The sequence below is a fragment of the Natronorubrum tibetense GA33 genome, from assembly GCF_000383975.1.
GTDB lineage: Archaea > Halobacteriota > Halobacteria > Halobacteriales > Natrialbaceae > Natronorubrum > Natronorubrum tibetense.
This window is the reverse complement of the sequence record NZ_KB913019.1, coordinates 23120-40772: the sequence shown is the minus strand read 5'-3', so window position 1 is coordinate 40772 and position 17653 is coordinate 23120. Positions and strand designations below refer to the sequence as shown.

The following is a 17653-nucleotide window of genomic DNA, read 5'->3' as shown; positions in this document are numbered from 1 at the left end:
CGAAACGGCAGTCTCTACGGGGCTGCAAGGAACGCCTCGAGATCCTCGAGCGTAACGAGCGACCAGTTATCGCCGACTTCGTCGTCGAGTCCATCGACGAACCCGCTTTTCGAGAAGAGGGCGAACTGTTCTTCCCGCGTCCCCGACCCCCACCGGACGCTTTCGGCCTTCGTTCGAAGGCTCTCGACGAGCGAGCATCCGACGGGTTCGGCGGTCCACTTACACTCCGCGAGCAGGATTCGATCGTCGTCGGGCGCGAGGCCGACGATATCGACTTCCTCTTCGCCGTACCACCATCGGCCGACTTCGGAGTACGGATCGATGTCACCGCGTCGGATCGCTTCCCAGATTCCCTCCTGGCAGATGTCCTCGAACGTGGTTGCGACGTGGGAGGGGAGATCGGGTTTGATAGTTCCGTCGAAAACGATGCTCGGTGCTTCTTCGATACTGGAGCGGTTCGGCTCGACGTATCGGAACCAGAAGCGCAGGAACTCGTCGGCGACGCGATACTGGGACCGTTTGGACTTCTTTCCGGATGCGGTGACCGGAACCTCGCGATCGATGAGCCGGAGTCGACGGAGGGTCTGCAGATACTTCGACAGCGGCCCCGGGTCGATCCCCGTAGCCCCCGAAATCTCGTTCGGCGTCGTGTGGCCCAGTGCAACCGCCTCGAGGATGCTCATGTATCGCGCGGGATTTCGCAACTCGGTGCGCAACAGGAACTCCGGCTCGTTGTAGAGGACGGCCGTCGGCGAGAGGATCCGTCTCTGGATGTTCTCAGCGAGCGACTGATCGTAATCGAAGAGCGTGAGGTACATCGGCGTCCCACCGGTGACCGAGTACGACCGTATTGCCTCTTTGATGTCGTACGAAATGACATCTCGTGCCTGTCGAAACGAGAACGGCTGGAGATCGATCTGGCCCGTTCGACGGCCGTACAACGGACTTTCGTGGCCGAGCACCTCGGATTCCATCGTGCTCACACTCGAGCCACAGAGCACGAGCATGGAGTCGGTGTTTCGGAGCTGTTCGTCGACGAACGCCTGGACGTACGACGGCACCGAGTCGTTCGCTTCGACCAGATAGGGAAACTCGTCGATGACGACGATGCGGTGTTCCGAATCGAGCCGGTCTCCGAGATACTCGAAGGCGTCATCCCAGCCGTCGATGCGCGGGACGCGGTCGCCGAAACTGTCGGCGATTTGCTCGACGAACTTCTCCCGTTGACGGTGTTCAGCTTCCTGAGCCGCGAGGAAATAGATATGTGGGCGATCGGCGCAGAATTCTTTGAGAAGTTCCGTCTTTCCGACGCGACGTCGCCCGTAGACGACGTAGAAATCGTGACCGGGTGAGTCACCGGCCGTCTCCAGTGCCGCGAGTTCGTCGTCCCGGTCGTAGAAGGTCATACTCTGAATAATGATTATCGCGATAATGACTTGTGTGTTTCGGTGCGTTGTGGGAATCTACAGGCGGAGCAGGCCGAGTGTCTCGGGACTGTTCGAAAATCTTCGCTTCTCGGACGACTGATCTCGAAGCGGTTCATCAAACAAACCTGGGTGTCCCATCAAACGTGGGAGAAGCGTATAATATTACTGTATCTGGATCTATTCTGTGGCGAACGTAGTATTCGACAAACGAGGACTTTTGACGAATTTCACTTCTTTAAGGCTTCGCTATGCCGATTCAGTGGGGGTAACGCTCAAGAAATTGACTGTGTCATTTCTGAACCACGGTGGGAACTAGGGCATACACAGGACGCGAGAACTCGCCGAGTCACGTATCCCAAACGGTTCTCTCTGTCGCGAACTATTTTCGGTCACTGTGACGTTCGGTCGGTCCCGAAAGAGGAACCATTATACTCTATCGACAGGAGTGGACGGTGTGAGCCAATCGGCTACCAGTGGAGACTGTCTCCACTACATCGACGGTGAGTGGATCGACGGGAACGGGTCCGAAACGTTCTCGAGCGAAAATCCCGCGACGGGCGAGACGCTCGAGACGTTCCGGCGCGGGACGGCCGACGACGTCGACGCCGCCCTCGAGGCGGCTGAGGACGCCTTCGAGGAGTGGCGCGACCTGTCCTATATCGACCGCGCGGAGTACCTCTGGGAGATCTACCACGAACTGCGGGATCGCCACGAGGAACTCGGCGCGATCGTCTCGAAAGAGTGCGGGAAGGAGATCTCCGAAGGCAAGGCTGAGGTGACCGAAGCCTGGCATATGGTCGAGTGGGCCGCCGCGAACGCCCGCCACCCTCACGGCGATGTCGTCCCGAGCGAAGTCGCCTCGAAGGACGCCTACATGCGCCGCAAGCCCCGCGGCGTCGTCGGCTGTATCACGCCGTGGAACTTCCCCGTCGCGGTTCCGTTCTGGCAGATGGCCATCGCGCTGGTCGAGGGCAACACAATCGTCTGGAAACCCGCCGAACAGACGCCGTGGACCGCCCAGATCGTTGCCGAGATGATGGACGATGCCGGGATTCCCGAGGGCGTCTTCAACCTGGTCCAGGGCTACGGCGACGCCGGTGCCGCCATCGTCGAGGACGGCCGTGTGGACACGGTCCAGTTTACGGGCTCGGCAGAGGTCGGCCACGAAATCGCGGGCAAAGTCGGCGGCGAACCCGGCAAACTGGCGGCCTGCGAGATGGGTGGCAAGAACGGCATCATCGTCACCGAAGCGGCCGATCTGGACATCGCCGTCCACGCGGCCGTGATGTCGAGTTTCAAAACGACCGGCCAGCGCTGCGTCTCCTCCGAGCGACTCATCGTCCACGAGGATGTCTACGACGAGTTCAAAGCGCGCTTCGTCGAGATCGCGGCGGACGTCGCGGTGGGTGACCCGCTCGAGGAAGACACCTTCATGGGTCCCGCTATCGAGGCGGGTCACGTCGAGAAGATCCGCGAGCACAACGAGCTGGCCCAGCAGGAAGGCGGGGAAGTGCTGGTCGATCGGTTCGAACTTGATGCGAGCGAAATTCCCGACGGTCACGAGGAGGGCCACTGGGTCGGCCCGTTCGTCTACGAAATCGAGTACGACACCGACCTTCGCTGTCTGAAAGAGGAGTGTTTCGGCCCGCACGTCGCCCTCCTCGAGTACTCGGGCGACATCGACCGTGCACTCGAGATCCACAACGACACGCCCTACGGGCTCTCCGGAGCGATCGTGTCGGAGGATTATCGGCAACTCAACCGATTCCGCGACAGAGCTGAGATCGGCCTCGCGTACGCGAACCTCCCGTGTATCGGCGCGGAGGTCCAGTTGCCCTTCGGCGGCGCGAAGAAGTCCGGTAACGGCTACCCGAGCGCCCGCGAGTCTATCGAGGCCGTCACCGAACGCACCGCCTGGACGCTGAACAACTCGAAGGAGATCGAGATGGCCCAGGGGCTGTCGGCTGACATCACAACGACCGACTCGTAGTCCCGGACGACAGCTGAGGGACCGCGTTTTTCTTTTTGATCCGGTGTTGTGGCTGTCAGTAGTTGGGGCTGCTCCGTAGTCGCTGCTGCGCCGTAGCCGTCACCGCTTTCTCGCCGCTCTCCTCGAGACGGTATCGATCGCTTCCAGCGGTGTGAACTGTCGAGAACCGGTTTACCGACGACCGCGAACGTCCGTTCGGTCGGGGAACGGGGACTCGAGTGCGGCCGCGAGTACGTCGGCGGTCTCCTCCGCGTCGGCGAGGTCGATCAGCTCCACGGGCGAGTGGGTGTACCGACAGGGGACGGCGATCGCGCCGGCGTGTCGGCCGCGCCCGGCGCTCTGAAACTCCGTGGCGTCGGTCGTTCCGCCGATCATGAGGTCGTGCTGGAGGGGAACGTCTGCGGTCTCGCCGGCTCGCTTGAGCCACTCGAGGGTCTGTCTGTCGACAAGGACACCGCCGAAGAGGTACTCCGAGGTGCCGTCGCCGAGTTCGACGACGGGTCCGGAGCCGAGTTCGACGTCGACCGCTCGCTCGCCGTCGGTGGGGTAGTCGTCGGTCGGAAAGATCTCGAGGGCGATGGCGACGTCGGGATCGACCTCGTGCACCGCGGCGCGCGCGCCCCGGAGACCGACTTCCTCCTGGACGGTCGCGACGTAGTGGACCGTTCTGTCGGGATCGGCGACGCGGGCGACGGCGACGAGAATCGCGAGGGCGATCCGGTCGTCGAGCGCCCGACCTGTGAGTCGGCCGTTCGCGAGATCCGTCAGTTCGCGGTCCCAGGTCGCCTGATCACCTGGTTCAACGTTCAAATCCGCGACCTCGTCTCGGCTCCGCGCGCCGAGATCGATGTGGAGGGTCTCGGGAAGCGCCTCCTTCTCTTCGCCGTTCATGAAGTGTCGCGGCTTCGCCCCGATGACGCCCGGCACGGCGTCCGGGCCGACGCGGACGTGCTGGCCGAGCAGGTAGCCCCGGTAGTGGCCCCCGAGCATCGAGAACGAACAGAGCCCGTCGTCGGTGATGCCGTCGATCAGGAACGCGAGTTCGTCGGTGTGAGCGGCGAGCATGATCTCCTCGCTCCCCTCGTTGCCGTCCCCGTTCTTCTCGCCGCCGTCGTCCCCATTCTCCCCACCGCCGTAACTCGTTGCGACCACGTTCCCCATCGCGTCCCACGAGATCTCGTCGACGTGGGGCTCGATTAGCTCCTCGAACACGCGAGCGACGCGATACTCTCCGCCGGGGCCACCCCGAGCAGCAACGAGCCTGTCCAGTTCGGTTCGGTCGATGTCCATGGGTGGCCTGCTCGGTCGACGGTGGTAGTTCTTGGGGCAGCGGCACGTGATCCCTCGAACGACGAGCGACGACACCGCGTACACGTCACACGACCTCGTTCGAATGATGAGCGACGACATCGCGTACACGTCACGCGAGGGAACACCCATCGAAAGCACCAAACCGTCCCCTTGCGTCGATCGAACCGAGACGATGTCACCCAGAGACGAGCGACGAGATGCCCGCACGGAACTCGATCGGACGACCGACGACGAGACGCGCGTCGGGTTTCTCGGGTCGCTCGTTCCGACGGGACTCGCGTATCGGGCGCTCACCTGTTCGCTCGAGGCTCCCGACCGAATCGTCGTCGGTCGACAGACCCCGTTCCGATTTCACGTCAGGAATCGGTTGCCGACGAGCGTCGTGCTCGACCTCCCGACGAGCCGACCCTGGGGGTGGACGATCGACGACCTCCCCGAAGCGGGCGTCGGACGATTCGACCCGCCGGAGGCGAGCTCACAGCTCGCGTTCGGACCGCGGGAGCGTCGCACGTTCACGGGCCACTGGGATGGGCAGGTTCGCGAGCGGGCGAACGGCCGGGACCGCTGGTCGCCCGTCCCGGGCGACCGCGAACTAATTGTGTATCTTGCGGTCAACGACTGGCGTGAACGTGGTGTTTACACGGCGCAGACGGTCAGGATCGAACACGCGTAGTTCTCGTTCACCGTTCTCCTCTAGTATGATAGGGAACGGCTATTTTCCCCTAGTGAAGAGAGGTCGAGGTACACGTGAGGACTGTTCGCAATGCGCAATAAACTCAGCACACCAGACATGAATCGGCGGCGGTTCGTCAAATCAATGGCGGCTGCCGGCACTGCCGGTCTGTTCGCCGGTTGCATCGGCGCGGATCCCGACGGCGACGGCGGGGGGACCTTCCGGATCGCGACGTCCGACGAAGTGGAGACGTTCGATCCGCGAATGAATCAGATGGCGTGGTACAGCACCGCTGCCCACTACCTGTTCGACTCGCTGCTCATGATGGAGCCGGACGGCAGCGGCACGATTCCGCACCTCGCGGACGGCGAACTCGAGGAGGTCGACGAGACGACGTTCGTCGCCGATATTCGAGACGACGTCACCTTCCACGACGGCTCGCAGCTGACCGCGGAGGACGTCGCCTACTCGCTCAACTGGGTCCGGGACCCGGACAACGACTCGCCGAACCTCTCGAACGTCGAGTTCTTGGACGAGGCCGAGGCGACCGGCGAGTACGAAGTCACGCTCCACCTCGAGTATCAGTCGGCGCTCATGGAGCGGACGCTCGCGGGGATGAACGCGGCGATCGTCTCGAAGGACGCGGCCGAAGAGATGGGCCAAGAGGAGTTCGGACAGAACCCGGTTGGGAGCGGCCCGTTCGAACTCGCCAACCACGATCCGTCGGCCAGCGTCGAACTCGAGGCGAACAGCGACTACTTCATGGGCGAACCCGACCTCGATGCCCTCGAGTACCGCATCATCCCCGAGACGGAGGTCGGCTACGTGGAACTGGCTGACGGCACGATCCACCAGTCTGGTGTGACGGAAGCGCTGGTCGATCAGGCTGAGAGCGACGACGATATCGATGTCTACCAGCTCGACAACTTCGACTTCCAGGGGTTCATCGTCAACTGTCTCGAGGGCCCGTTCGAAGACGTCAGGGCTCGCGAAGGGCTCAACTACCTCGTCGACTACGACGATCTGCTGACGGGTGCCGTGGGCGACCTCGGGAGCCGGAACTGGGGGCACATGCCGCCGGGCGTCGTCAACGGTTGGGACTTCCCCGCCGACGAGTGGGAGGAAGCGTACTACCCCGAGCAGGACCACGAGCGCGCGCTCGAACTGTTCGAGGAGGCGGGGATCGGCACCGATTTTGAGGTCGATATCACCACGAGAGCGGGTGAAGCGATGACGGGACGGGCTACCGTCTTGCAGAACGAGTTCGAACAGGCCGGTATCGACGCCACGGTCAGCGAGGTCTCCGACGGCGAGTGGCTTGACTCCCTCGACGTCGGTGATTTCGATATCACCACGTACGGCTGGGGCGGCAACGACGACCCGGACGGCTACTACTACCACATGTTCCGGGATATCGTGAACGACGATGGCGGGATGAGCGACGATGTCGTCGGTCACTCCTCGATCGGCTACCTCTACGAGGGGGCTCGGGAGCGGGGCGACGATGACACGCTCGAGGATCTCGAGCGACTCGACGAGATCGTTCGTGAGGCGCGAATGACGACCGACCGCGACGAGCGCTACGATTACTACGTCGAGGCCGCAGAGCTCCTGTTGCCGCTGTATCCGGTTCTCGGCATCTACTCCGCCGAGAGCGTAACCGGCGTCCACACGGACGTCGATGGCTACGAGCCGAGCGAGTTCGGCGATCAGGAACTCTTCAACGAGTGGCAGTCGGCAACGATCGACAACTAACGGCGGACGGAGACACGCACTATACGACTATTTCGACCATAGATGGGATTGTTTAGATACACACTCCGACGGTTCGCCCAGCTCGTTCCGGTCCTGTTCGGCATCGTGACGCTGACGTTCGTCATGATGCACGCACTGCCGGGCGATCCCGTCCGCCTCTATCTCGGGACGGAGCCCGGACAGGAGCTGGCGGACGACCTGATCGAGAGCCACGGCTTCGATCGGCCGCTTTACGAACAGTACTTTGAACACCTCTGGCGGCTCGCACAGGGCGACCTCGGTCAGTCGTTCGTCTACAACCGACCGGTGACCGACCTCATCTGGGAGCGCATGGAGCCAACGCTCGTCGTGATGGGGCTGTCCTACGTCGTGGCGCTGCCGGTCGCCATCGGGCTCGGCATCTACGGCGCCGCCCGTCACAACGAAGCCGGCGACCACGTTTCTCGATTCGCCGGCCTGGCCGGCATTTCGACGCCGAACTTCTGGCTGGCGCTGATGCTGATCTACGTCATGACGTACCACCTCGGACTCCTCCCCGCGTCGGGGTACACGTCGCCGTTCGTCAACCCGATCGAGTCCGCAACGCTGCTCGTCATGCCCGTACTGACGCTTGCGACGGCACAGACGGCCTTGCTCATGCGGATGACGCGCTCGAGCATGATCGAAGAGCTGCGCTCGGAACACGTCGAGACCGCACGCGCCTACGGCATTCCGGAGCGCAAGGTCATGGTCCGTCACTCGTTCCGAAACGCCCTGCTGCCGCTGATCACGATCGTCGGGCTTCAGCTGTCGACGCTGCTCGGCGGGAGCGTCATCGTCGAAGAGATCTTCGCCATCCCTGGACTGGGACGGCTGTTCTTCGACTCGATCATCGACCAGGACTACTCCGTCGCGGTCGGCGTGACGCTGTTCTTCTCGACGTTGTTCCTGATCGGCGTCGTGCTCACCGACATCGCCTACGCCTACATCGACCCACGAATCAAATATGACTGACACACCCACCACGAGTTCGATCGTTCGCTACCCGACGCCCGCTCGAGGTGAGGGCAGATGAGCCAGGACGGCAGTCGCGTGAAAGGAGCGGAGTTCGACGCCAGAAGCGGGTTCGTCACGACGCTCCTGAAACTCAAGCACAGTCCGACCTCGCTCGCCGGTCTCGGTATCATCGCCGTGCTCGTGCTGATGGCGGTGTTCACGACGATCGATAGCTTCCTCTTCAATCGGCAGATTATCACCTGGGTCCACGCGGATCCGTACGCGATGGACCAGACGATGCGGTACGAGGGTCCCTCGAGGGAGCACCCGCTCGGAACCGATCGGTACGGACGCGATATCCTGTCCCGGCTCGTCTACGGGAGTCGAACGGCGCTCGCCATCGGTATCCTCGCGGTCGGGATCAGCTTTGTCGGCGGGATCATCATCGGTGCCGTCTCCGCCTACTTCGGCGGCTACGTCGACGACGGGCTGATGCGAACGGTCGAGGTTCTGTACGCGATCCCCGGCCTCGTCCTCGCGATGATCTTCATGGCGATCTTCGGCCCGAGTATCTACAACCTCTTCATCGCCTACGGCATCGTCGGCATCCCGGCGTACGCACGGGTGATGCGCTCCGAAGTGCTCTCCCTGCGCGACCGACAGTACGTCGAGGCGGCGAAGCTCGCCGGGCTCCCGCGACGGACGATCCTCTTTCGCGAGATTGTTCCGAACGGGCTCGCCCCGGTGGTGGTACAGGGGACCCTCTCGATGGGGACCGTCATCATCGGCGCGGCCGCGCTGTCGTTCCTCGGCTTCGGCGTCCAGCCGCCGACGGCCGACTGGGGCCGGATGCTTGCGGACGGCCGAACGGCGCTGCTCGTCGCCTGGTGGGTCGCGCTGTTCCCCGGAATAATGATCTTCCTCACAGTCATGGGATTCAACATGCTCGGCGACGGACTACGAGACGTAATGGACCCGAAGATGACCGTCGAAGACGTCGGGATCGACGACTTCGATCTCGACGATCTCTCGACGGAACCCGACCACGAGTACGGGTTCGGCGAGTTCGAGGACGGTGGTCGACAGCCGGCCAGCACGGACGGCGGCTCGAGCGCGCCCGAGGGAGGTGATCGCTCGTGAGCCTCCTCGAGGTCGAAGACCTCCGGACGTACTTCTTTACGGCCGACGGGATCGTCCAGGCCGTCGACGGGGTCAGCTTCGAAGTAGACTCCGGCGAATCGCTCGGCATCGTCGGCGAGTCGGGTGCCGGAAAGAGCGTCGCGGTCAAGAGTATCATGGGCCTGATTCGCGACCCCGGACGGGTCGTCGACGGAAGTATCCGCTTTGACGGCCGCGAACTGACCGACCTCTCCGAGCGCGAACTCAGACGGGAGATTCGCGGCAACGAAATTTCGATCATCTTCCAGGACGCCATGTCGGCGCTCAACCCCGTCTTCACCGTCGGGAGCCAGATCGAGGAGGTTATCGTCGAGAACACGGATCGTTCGCCGAAGGAGGCCCGAACGCGGGCGATCGAACTGCTCGACGACGTCGGCATTCCTGATCCCGAACAGCGGATCGACGAGTACCCACACCAGTACTCCGGCGGGATGCAACAGCGAGCGATGATCGCGATGGCGCTGGCCTGCGACCCGCGGCTCATCATCGCCGACGAGCCGACCACGGCGCTCGACGTCACGATCCAGGCCGGCATTCTCGACCTGTTCGACGACATCCAGGAAAAGTACGAGACGAGCATGGTGTACGTCACGCACGACCTCGGCGTCGTCCGGGAGGTGTGTGATCGCGTCGGCGTGATGTACCTCGGTAACATGGTCGAGTGTGCGCCGTACGACGAACTGTACCGAAACCCGAAACACCCCTACACGCAGTCGCTGCTTAACTCGGTGGTGACGCCCGACGAGACGTTAGACGAGATCGATCCGATCGGCGGAACGATGCCGAGTGCGGTATCGCCGCCCTCGGGCTGTCGGTTCCGCACGCGGTGTCCGGCCGCCTTCGACGACTGCTCGAAGGCGACGCCGCCGACGTACGACGTCGGCGAGGACGATTCGCACGAGGTCGCCTGTCTCCTCTACGACGAGACCGTCTCGCGAGCGGAGCCGGCGTTACACGAGTCGGATACGGATACCGACCCCGCGGAGTCGGGGGGTACTGCGGATGACTGAGAGAGGACGAACCCAGCGGATGATTCGGACGAGAGACGACCTGCAGATGATTCGGACGAGAGACGACCTGCGGATGATTGAGCCAGCACGGAGCCACGCATGAGTACGATCGACCAGCGCGACACTGACGACCGAACCGACCGCGTCGACGGCCGAGAGCCGCTGCTCGAGGTCACCGACCTGCAGAAACACTTTCCCGTCCACTCGGGGCTCTTCGCCTCGGTGCGGTTCGACCGCGACTCGGACGGCTTTCCCGTCCGCTTCGACGAGTCGAGCGTGAAAGCCGTCGACGGCGTGAGCTTCTCGATCGAACCCGGGGAAACCCTCGGTGTCGTCGGTGAATCCGGCTGCGGCAAATCCACGCTCGCCCGAACGATCGTCGGCCTCGAGGAGCCGACCGCCGGTGAGGTTCGCTTCGACGGCGAACGGACGGACGAGATCGAGGAGTCCGAGTTCCGAAAGCGCACCCAGATGGTGTTTCAGGACCCCCAATCAAGCCTGAACGGCCGCCGGAAGATCGGCCACATTATCGAGGACCCGCTCGAGGGGGCCGGCTGGGAGAAATCCCGGCGACAGGAGCGCTCGCTCGAGTTGCTCGAGCAGGTCGGGCTCAAGCGAGAGTACTACAACCGGTATCCCCACGAGTTTTCGGGCGGCCAGCGCCAGCGGATCAACCTCGCGCGCTCGCTGTCGATCAACCCCGATCTCGTCATCGCGGACGAGCCGGTCAGCGGGCTGGACGTCAGCGTGCAGGCCCAGATCCTCAACCTGATGGACGACCTCCAGGAGGAGTACGGCCTGACGTACCTGCTCATCTCGCACGACCTGAGCGTCGTCAGGTACATCGCCGACCGGGTCGCCGTGATGTACCTCGGCGAGTTCGTCGAACTCTCGCCGACGGAGGAGCTGTTCACCGACCAGCACCACCCCTACACGAGCTCGCTGTTGCGCTCCGTTCCGAACCCCGATCCGGATCAGCCGGGCGTCCAGTCGGTGCTCGGCGGCACCGTCCCGAGCGCCTCGGATCCGCCCCGGGGCTGTCGCTTCCACACCCGCTGTCCCGATTTCATCCTCCCGGACGGCTTCAGCAGAGATGGGTACGAGGCCTACGATCAGCTTCTCGCCGATGTCCGCGAGCGAACGATCGACGCCGACGCGGACGAGCCGAACGCCGTCGTCGACGCCTACTTCGGCGATTCCGACGGCATCCCGTCCGCAGCGCGCGGGGACGCCGAACGGGCGGCCGAACGCGCACTCGAGGGCGAGTGGGCGACCGCTCGAGAGACGCTCGAAGCCCACGAGTCGATCTGCCAGTCGGCTGCGCCGGCACTCGAGTCGACGGCTCCCGATCGCGTCGCCGCCTGTCACCTCGAGATCGACGAGCGGGGTGAGACTCGTGAGCCTTGAAGGACGGACCCATACGCGGACCCGCGTCGAGTCGGTGCTGCCGGCGCTGGACCGGATCAGTGCGAGCGTCTACGCCGTCGATCTACGGACGGACGAGCCGATCGTCGCGATTAATCCCGAGGTGCCGCTGTTGCCGGCCTCGAACGCGAAACTCGTTACGGCGGCGCGAGCGTTTGCCGAACTCGGTCCGGCTTACCGGTTCGAGACGACGCTTCACGCGGTCGGCGAGATCAAAGACGGCCATCTGCTCGGCGACCTCGTCCTGACGGGACGCGGCGCGCCGGATCTCTCGCAGGCGGATCTGATGACGCTCGCCGATGGGGTCGCCGGGTCGGGGATCGATACCGTCGCCGGCGAACTCGTCGTCGACACCTCGGCGTTCGATCGCGAGTCGCTCGGCCCGGGCTGGACGTGGGACGACGGCCAGTTCGCCTACGGCGCCAAGAGCACGCCGCTGGCGGTCGAGCGAAACACGGTCGACATCACCGTCAGCCACCGCACCGATTCGGTGACGGTGGACGCGTCGCCGACCTCCGAAATCGTGCGGATCGAATCCGATGTCGAGACGGGCCCGAGCGAACGACTCGAGGTATACAAGAAACGCGCCTCGGAGATCATCCGTGTCGAAGGAGAAATACCGCCGGGCGAGACGGCGGTCGAAGCCAGTCCCGTCGACGACCCGATGATGCACGCCAGTTCGCTCCTGCAGGACGCCCTCGAGGCGAACGAGATCGATATCGACGGCTGGACGCGAATCGAAAACGACCCCGTCGAAACGGACGGGCTCCCGTGTGCGACCGTCGAGTCGGCACCGCTGTCGACGCTGGTGCGGGATATGCTCGTCAGTTCGGACAACTTCGTCGCCGAACAGCTCGCCCGGACGGTCGCACTCGAACTCGAGGGGAAGGGGTCGTGGGGAATCTGGGAGGAGCACGCGGACGCGTTTCTCGCTGACCGCGGCGCTGACGCCGTCCGACTCCGCGACGGTTCGGGGCTATCGCGATACAACCTTCTGTCCGCCGCGAGCGTGAGCGCCGTCCTCGAGTGGGTCCTCGAGCAACCCTGGAGCGAGCAGTACCGCCAGTCACTGCCGCTCGCTGGCGTCGAGGGAACTGTCGAGAACCGACTTACTGACATCTCGGCGCCGGTCAGAGCGAAGACGGGGACGCTGACCGGCGTTCGGACCCTGTCAGGTTACGTCGAGGATCCGGGCGGCGAGCCTGCAGTCGTTTTCTCCTGTCTCCTCTCGAATCTCACCGGCGACCTCGAGGCGACGGCGACGGATCGGATCGACGAACTGGTCGGAGAAATTGTCGCGGCGACTGATCTCGAGTAGCAGCCCCCATGCGAGACTGACCGTCCACTTTCGAGAACGGCGGAACGCGACCGGAAGCTAGCTTGGCTATTTTGTACTCGTGACCACGAATGCGAACCCCAGCGAGCAGTACGGATCGAATCGGGGTTGAACGTACATGAAGGTGGAGCGTACGGCGGGTACCCGTGACCGTGGAAGATATATTTTCCCCGAGGGAAGAAATATATGTGCTAGTCTCGTTAGTGGGAGTATGACAGACGAGGCCCGCCGGGATGGCCCGCCCCCGTTCGATAGACCCTTCGAAGACGAGGACACGAAGCAGCGCGTGTACGGTGCGGTGTTGCACGCTCGAAAGCCGATGACGGCCGCCGAACTCGCCGAGCGGGCGGACTGCTCGGAAGCGTCGGCACGGACACACCTGTCTTTCTACGCCGACCTCGGTATCGTCATTCGGCACGAGGGCCGCCCGGTCAGGTACGAGCGCAACGACGACTACTTCGAGTGGCGGCGGGTGAACGAGCTAGCGCGGGAGAACACTGTCGACGAGTTGCAGGCCCGCGTGTCGGAGTTGACCGGTCAGATCGAGGCGTATCGCGACGAATACGCCGTCGACTCGCCCGCTGAGGTCAATGTCCTCGAGTTCGACGCGGAGCGAGTCGACGACGTGTACGTGGAACTCGGCGACTGGGCTACCGTCCTCGAGGAGCGTCGCCTTCACGAACGTGCCCGGAGAAAGGCCGCCGGTTCGACGGCTCCGTCGCATAGCTGATGGTGCCGACGGACGACGGTGCGAGCCCCGCACCGATAGACCGGTCGGTGTTAGAGCGGATGCGGTCCCGGTTCGCCGGGCGTCGGATGTTCGAATCGGCGACTATCGTCGAGGACGGGAAACGACACCTCCGTGTCGAACTGTCCGACGACTACTTCCCGAATGAGGCGTCCGCTCGCTTCGAGGTTCGTTGGTACCGCAACGACGACTTCAACTTTCACTACCAGGAGGAACGGCCGGACGGTGCGTGGAAATGTCGATGGGACCGGCATCCGAACGCCCACAACTCGCGAGACCACTTCCATCCGCCGCCGGCCGCTAGCCGTATCGACGCGGAGAACGCTCGATGGCCGGACGACCACCGCGGCGTGAGCCGTCTCGTCCTCGATCGCATCGAGGAGCGTCTCGAGACGCTATGGGGCCAATATTGACATCCGCCCGCGCTTAAAAACGTGCGACGATATCACTTCGACTCCGGAACCGCGAGTTCGTTCCGTTCTTCCTCTCTGACGCTGCTGAGCACGCGCTCGAGGACCACCGCTTCGCCCTTTCGGAGGTGCTCGAGCGCCGTCGGACCGGAGACATCGTGTTTCTCGGCGAGGTCTTTTGCCGCGACGTCGCGCGGCCAGCCGTAGTAGCCCTCCTCGAGCGCCGAGAGGAGGTACTCCGTCTGTCGGCCGGAGAGTTCGTCCCTGATCTCGTCGATGAGGGTGTAGTTCGTCGAGGCGTCGGGTTCGTAGTCGACCACGCGGCGGATGTCGACGTCGGCGACCGCCTCGAGGTCGGTGATGGCGGATCCGATGGCCTCGCCGTCGGCGAGCAGCGTCCAGTGTTCCCTGTTGTCGGCGATCCGGATCTCGCCGATGGGTGTCAGCGACGACTGAACGATCGTGTCGTACACCGAACTCGTCGCATCGAACCGAGCGTGAATGCGGAGGTGTCGAGCGCCCGCTTCGAGGAGATCCGTCGCCCGAACGTCCGGATACGCGGCGATCGTTTCGGCGACCGCCTCGAGGTCGAGGCCGTCCTCGCCAGTGACGACGAGCGTGGCCAGGATGTCGGTGCCGTCCGAACACATGTCGGTGATGACGAGCGTGGCCGACGGATACTCGCGGGTGACCGATAGCATCCAACACGCCTCGTGCCACAGCGTCAGATCGATCCGTTTTTTCATAGAGATACCGAACTATGACTTCTGTTGGCATACATCGTATAAATATTTATGGACGGTTGTATAGCTGAAACGGCTGGAGTTACTAGTCTGATCCACGCAGTTAGCAACCTTTGAGAAACCACACTGGGGTAATGCAGCTCCCGGTCCGAAGTTTCAATACTAGTTGGCAGACTGTCAATTGTGGCGAGCTATTAGGTGATCGCGTCGGTATCGGCACACACCACATGTCTCCGACAACATCCGACAAGTCGATTGACGTCGTCGAAGCGACCGTCGAGGAGCTCCACGCAGCTTTCGATCGAGGATCACTCACCGCCGAGTCGCTCGTCGAACGGTATCTCGAGCGAATCGAGGCTTACGACGACGAGTTGAACGCGATCTTGACCGTCAATCCGAACGCGGGAGAGCGAGCGAGACGGCTGGACTCGCAGTTCGAAACCGACGGCTTCGTTGGCCCGCTTCATGGAGTTCCGATCGTTCTGAAGGACAACCACGACACGCACGATATGCCGACGACGGCCGGGTCGGTAGCGCTCGCCGAATCGATCCCACAGCGGGACGCGTTCGTCGTCGAACAGCTCCGGGAGGCTGGCGGCATCGTCCTCGCGAAAGCGAACCTCCAGGAGTTCTCTTTCGGCGTGGACACGATCAGCTCGCTCGGCGGCGAGACGCGAAACGCGTACGCGCTGGATCGACGGCCCTCGGGCTCGAGCGGCGGCACGGCGGCGGCGATCGCCGCGAATTTGGGCGCGATCGGGACGGGAAGCGACACCTGTTCGTCGGTCCGCTCGCCGCCCGCGTTCAACAATCTCGTTGGCGTCCGACCCACCAGGGGGCTCGTCAGCGCGGCGGGCATCGTCCCCCTGAGCGCGACGCAGGACACGGCCGGTCCCATCACCCGGACCGTCGCGGATGCGGCGCGGCTACTGGACGTGATGGCCGGCTACGATCCGAACGATCCCACCACGGCTGCGGGCGTGGACAACGTCCCCGATTCGGGGTACGTCTCACACCTGGACGAGCGCGGGCTCGAGGACGCCCGAATCGGCGTCGTTCGGGAGCTGTTCGGCCTGCAGAACGAGGAAAGCGCCCCGCAGACCGCCGCGGACGCGGTCACGGACGTGCTCGAGACGGCGATCGACGAGTTGGAGTCGGCAGGGGCGACGATCGTCGATCCCGTCGAAATCATCGACACGAACCACCTCGCGTCGGCTCGCGTTATCGGCTACGAGTTCGAACGAGACATCGATCGCTACCTGGCCGGGCTGGGAGACGACGCTCCCTACGAAAGCTTCGCGGAGATCCTCGAGGCCGGCGTGATCGCCCCGCCGGTCCAGTCCCGGCTGGAAGACGGTATCATGTTCGATCTCGACATCGAGACGCTGGATCAGAACGTGGGCTACCTCGCCCGACTCGAGCGCCGGCGGGAGCTCAGGACCGACACGCTCGATCGGATGGCAGCGCAGGATCTCGACGCGCTGTTGTACCCGCCGTCGACGATTCCACCCGTGCGGATTCCCGACCACCAGCCGTTCGCGGAGCTGAACTGCGAGTTGGCGGCCAACACGGGACTCCCATCGATCGTCGTCCCGGCCGGATTCACAGACGACGGGCTCCCCGTGGGGATGGAGCTGCTGGGACGACAGTTCGCCGAGGATCGGCTTCTCGAACTCGCCTACGCCTACGAGCAGGCCACTCGCCATCGGCGGCAGCCGGACGGATTCGGTGCGCTCTCGTAGTCACGTTTCCGTCCGCCGCTCGAGAATCCGATACACGCCCGCGCCCAGTTTTGCGATGGCGTCGACCCCCTCGCCGCGGCGCTCGAGTCCGTCACAGCAGATCGCGTAGGCGACCGTCCGCCCGTCGACCGTCAGTAGTCCTGTGTCGGCGGCTACCGACGGCAGGTTCCCGGTTTTGTGGCGGATCTCGGCGTCGGGCGGGAGATACCGGGGGACCATCGAGCCGTCGTGCTGGTGGGCGAGCGGTCTCGAGAGTTGCTCGTACGCCGCACTCGAGAGCGTTCGCTCGCGGTGGATGTCCGAAAGCAAGACCACACAGTCCAGCGGCGTCACCCAGTTCACGTACCGGTGGCCGTTCGATTCGATCGGGGACGCGTCGGTCTCGAACCCCGACAGCGAGGGATCGACCGCCGGCGTCTGCATCATCTTTCGGCCGAGGTGGGTTCCTTCGAGTCCGAGATCGGCCGCCGCAGCGGCGATGTCGTCGAAGCCGAGGTGGTCGATCAGTTCATTGGTCGCGGCGTTGTCGCTCACCGAAATCATCGCCGTCGCCAGATCCTCGACGGTGGGCGTGGGGTCCGCCAGCAGGTGAAACAGTCCGGAGCCGCCGACGCGGTTCTCGGGGGCGATCTGGTGAGGACGGTCGAGGGCCTCGAGTCGACCGTCGTACGTGCGGTACAGCGCGTAGAGAATTGGGAGTTTGACGATGCTCGCGGCGCCGAAACGGTCGCGCGAGCGGATCGAGAGGAGCGGTTCGCCGTTCGAATCGTCCGTAAGGCCGGAGTCAGAATCCGTTCCAACGTCACAGACGACGACCCCCAATCGCCCGTCAAGACCTTCATCGATTTGTTCGGCGGTCGATCGAAGTTCGGCCCATGTCTTGGGTTCGGGTCGCGAGTCCGTCATCGATCACTCACCCGCGGTGTCGG

General features: G+C 63.8%; 15 protein-coding genes. 11 read left to right on the top strand and 4 right to left on the bottom strand.

Annotation, left to right across the window (positions count from 1 at the left end):
- Nucleotides 1-14: 14 nt before the first annotated feature.
- Entirely contained in the window at nt 15-1406 is a 1392-nt protein-coding gene (locus NATTI_RS0122175; RefSeq protein ID WP_006091156.1) for an ATP-binding protein, read from the bottom strand.
- 475 nt (nt 1407-1881) lie between these two features.
- Here NATTI_RS0122175 and NATTI_RS0122170 point away from each other — a divergent pair, with 475 nt between their 5' ends.
- Entirely contained in the window at nt 1882-3417 is a 1536-nt protein-coding gene (locus tag NATTI_RS0122170; protein WP_006091155.1) for an aldehyde dehydrogenase family protein, read from the top strand.
- Nucleotides 3418-3588: 171 nt separating this feature from the next.
- Here NATTI_RS0122170 and NATTI_RS0122165 read toward each other — a convergent pair whose 3' ends face one another.
- Nucleotides 3589-4707, bottom strand: coding sequence for a M42 family metallopeptidase (locus NATTI_RS0122165; RefSeq protein ID WP_006091154.1), 1119 nt, complete (start codon nt 4705-4707; stop codon nt 3589-3591).
- A gap of 106 nt (nt 4708-4813) precedes the next feature.
- Here NATTI_RS0122165 and NATTI_RS0122160 point away from each other — a divergent pair, with 106 nt between their 5' ends.
- The 9 genes from NATTI_RS0122160 (at nt 4814) to NATTI_RS0122120 (ending at nt 14242) form a co-directional block, all read left to right on the top strand.
- Nucleotides 4814-5401, top strand: coding sequence for a hypothetical protein (locus NATTI_RS0122160; RefSeq protein ID WP_152423966.1), 588 nt, complete (start codon nt 4814-4816; stop codon nt 5399-5401).
- Nucleotides 5402-5491: 90 nt separating this feature from the next.
- Nucleotides 5492-7156, top strand: coding sequence for an ABC transporter substrate-binding protein (locus NATTI_RS0122155; RefSeq protein WP_027119266.1), 1665 nt, complete (start codon nt 5492-5494; stop codon nt 7154-7156).
- A 42-nt stretch (nt 7157-7198) separates the two neighbouring features.
- Nucleotides 7199-8149, top strand: coding sequence for an ABC transporter permease (locus NATTI_RS0122150; protein WP_006091151.1), 951 nt, complete (start codon nt 7199-7201; stop codon nt 8147-8149).
- 57 nt (nt 8150-8206) lie between these two features.
- Nucleotides 8207-9271: an ABC transporter permease gene (locus NATTI_RS0122145; RefSeq protein WP_006091150.1), complete on the top strand. Its 1065-nt coding sequence runs from the start codon at nt 8207-8209 to the stop codon at nt 9269-9271.
- Nucleotides 9268-10320 (top strand): ABC transporter ATP-binding protein, encoded by a 1053-nt coding sequence (locus NATTI_RS0122140; RefSeq protein ID WP_006091149.1) that lies wholly within the window; start codon nt 9268-9270, stop codon nt 10318-10320. The genes NATTI_RS0122145 and NATTI_RS0122140 overlap by 4 nt, the downstream gene beginning before the upstream one ends.
- 99 nt (nt 10321-10419) lie before the next feature.
- Nucleotides 10420-11727 (top strand): ABC transporter ATP-binding protein, encoded by a 1308-nt coding sequence (locus tag NATTI_RS0122135; protein WP_006091148.1) that lies wholly within the window; start codon nt 10420-10422, stop codon nt 11725-11727.
- Nucleotides 11717-13063 carry a D-alanyl-D-alanine carboxypeptidase/D-alanyl-D-alanine endopeptidase gene (gene dacB, locus NATTI_RS0122130; protein ID WP_019992167.1) on the top strand — a complete coding sequence of 449 codons (1347 nt, stop codon included), beginning with the start codon at nt 11717-11719 and terminating at the stop codon, nt 13061-13063. The genes NATTI_RS0122135 and dacB overlap by 11 nt, the downstream gene beginning before the upstream one ends.
- A gap of 229 nt (nt 13064-13292) precedes the next feature.
- Nucleotides 13293-13811, top strand: a complete 519-nt coding sequence (locus NATTI_RS0122125) for a DUF7342 family protein (RefSeq protein WP_006091146.1) — start codon at nt 13293-13295, stop codon at nt 13809-13811.
- Nucleotides 13812-13897: 86 nt separating this feature from the next.
- Nucleotides 13898-14242, top strand: a complete 345-nt coding sequence (locus NATTI_RS0122120) for a hypothetical protein (RefSeq protein WP_027119265.1) — start codon at nt 13898-13900, stop codon at nt 14240-14242.
- 32 nt (nt 14243-14274) lie between these two features.
- On the opposite strand, the gene NATTI_RS0122115 is transcribed toward NATTI_RS0122120, so the two are convergent.
- Nucleotides 14275-14985 carry a helix-turn-helix domain-containing protein gene (locus tag NATTI_RS0122115; RefSeq protein WP_006091144.1) on the bottom strand — a complete coding sequence of 237 codons (711 nt, stop codon included), beginning with the start codon at nt 14983-14985 and terminating at the stop codon, nt 14275-14277.
- A gap of 224 nt (nt 14986-15209) precedes the next feature.
- Here NATTI_RS0122115 and NATTI_RS0122110 point away from each other — a divergent pair, with 224 nt between their 5' ends.
- Entirely contained in the window at nt 15210-16724 is a 1515-nt protein-coding gene (locus tag NATTI_RS0122110) for an amidase (RefSeq protein ID WP_006091143.1), read from the top strand.
- Here NATTI_RS0122110 and NATTI_RS0122105 read toward each other — a convergent pair whose 3' ends face one another.
- Complete coding sequence (locus NATTI_RS0122105; protein ID WP_006091142.1) at nt 16725-17630, bottom strand: serine hydrolase; 906 nt, start codon at nt 17628-17630, stop codon at nt 16725-16727.
- Nucleotides 17631-17653: the final 23 nt, after the last annotated feature.

What these genes read in the sequence shown, in the direction of transcription:
- NATTI_RS0122135 (WP_006091148.1), top strand. Translation starts at nt 10,420, where the DNA reads ATGAGTACGATCGACCAGCGCGACACTGACGACCGAACCGACCGCGTC.
- NATTI_RS0122110 (WP_006091143.1), top strand. Translation starts at nt 15,210, where the DNA reads ATGTCTCCGACAACATCCGACAAGTCGATTGACGTCGTCGAAGCGACC.
- NATTI_RS0122150 (WP_006091151.1), top strand. Translation starts at nt 7,199, where the DNA reads ATGGGATTGTTTAGATACACACTCCGACGGTTCGCCCAGCTCGTTCCG.
- NATTI_RS0122165 (WP_006091154.1), bottom strand. Translation starts at nt 4,707, where the DNA reads ATGGACATCGACCGAACCGAACTGGACAGGCTCGTTGCTGCTCGGGGT.
- NATTI_RS0122120 (WP_027119265.1), top strand. Translation starts at nt 13,898, where the DNA reads ATGTTCGAATCGGCGACTATCGTCGAGGACGGGAAACGACACCTCCGT.
- NATTI_RS0122160 (WP_152423966.1), top strand. Translation starts at nt 4,814, where the DNA reads ATGAGCGACGACATCGCGTACACGTCACGCGAGGGAACACCCATCGAA.
- NATTI_RS0122125 (WP_006091146.1), top strand. Translation starts at nt 13,293, where the DNA reads ATGACAGACGAGGCCCGCCGGGATGGCCCGCCCCCGTTCGATAGACCC.
- NATTI_RS0122105 (WP_006091142.1), bottom strand. Translation starts at nt 17,630, where the DNA reads ATGACGGACTCGCGACCCGAACCCAAGACATGGGCCGAACTTCGATCG.
- NATTI_RS0122145 (WP_006091150.1), top strand. Translation starts at nt 8,207, where the DNA reads ATGAGCCAGGACGGCAGTCGCGTGAAAGGAGCGGAGTTCGACGCCAGA.
- NATTI_RS0122175 (WP_006091156.1), bottom strand. Translation starts at nt 1,406, where the DNA reads ATGACCTTCTACGACCGGGACGACGAACTCGCGGCACTGGAGACGGCC.
- NATTI_RS0122155 (WP_027119266.1), top strand. Translation starts at nt 5,492, where the DNA reads ATGCGCAATAAACTCAGCACACCAGACATGAATCGGCGGCGGTTCGTC.
- NATTI_RS0122115 (WP_006091144.1), bottom strand. Translation starts at nt 14,985, where the DNA reads ATGAAAAAACGGATCGATCTGACGCTGTGGCACGAGGCGTGTTGGATG.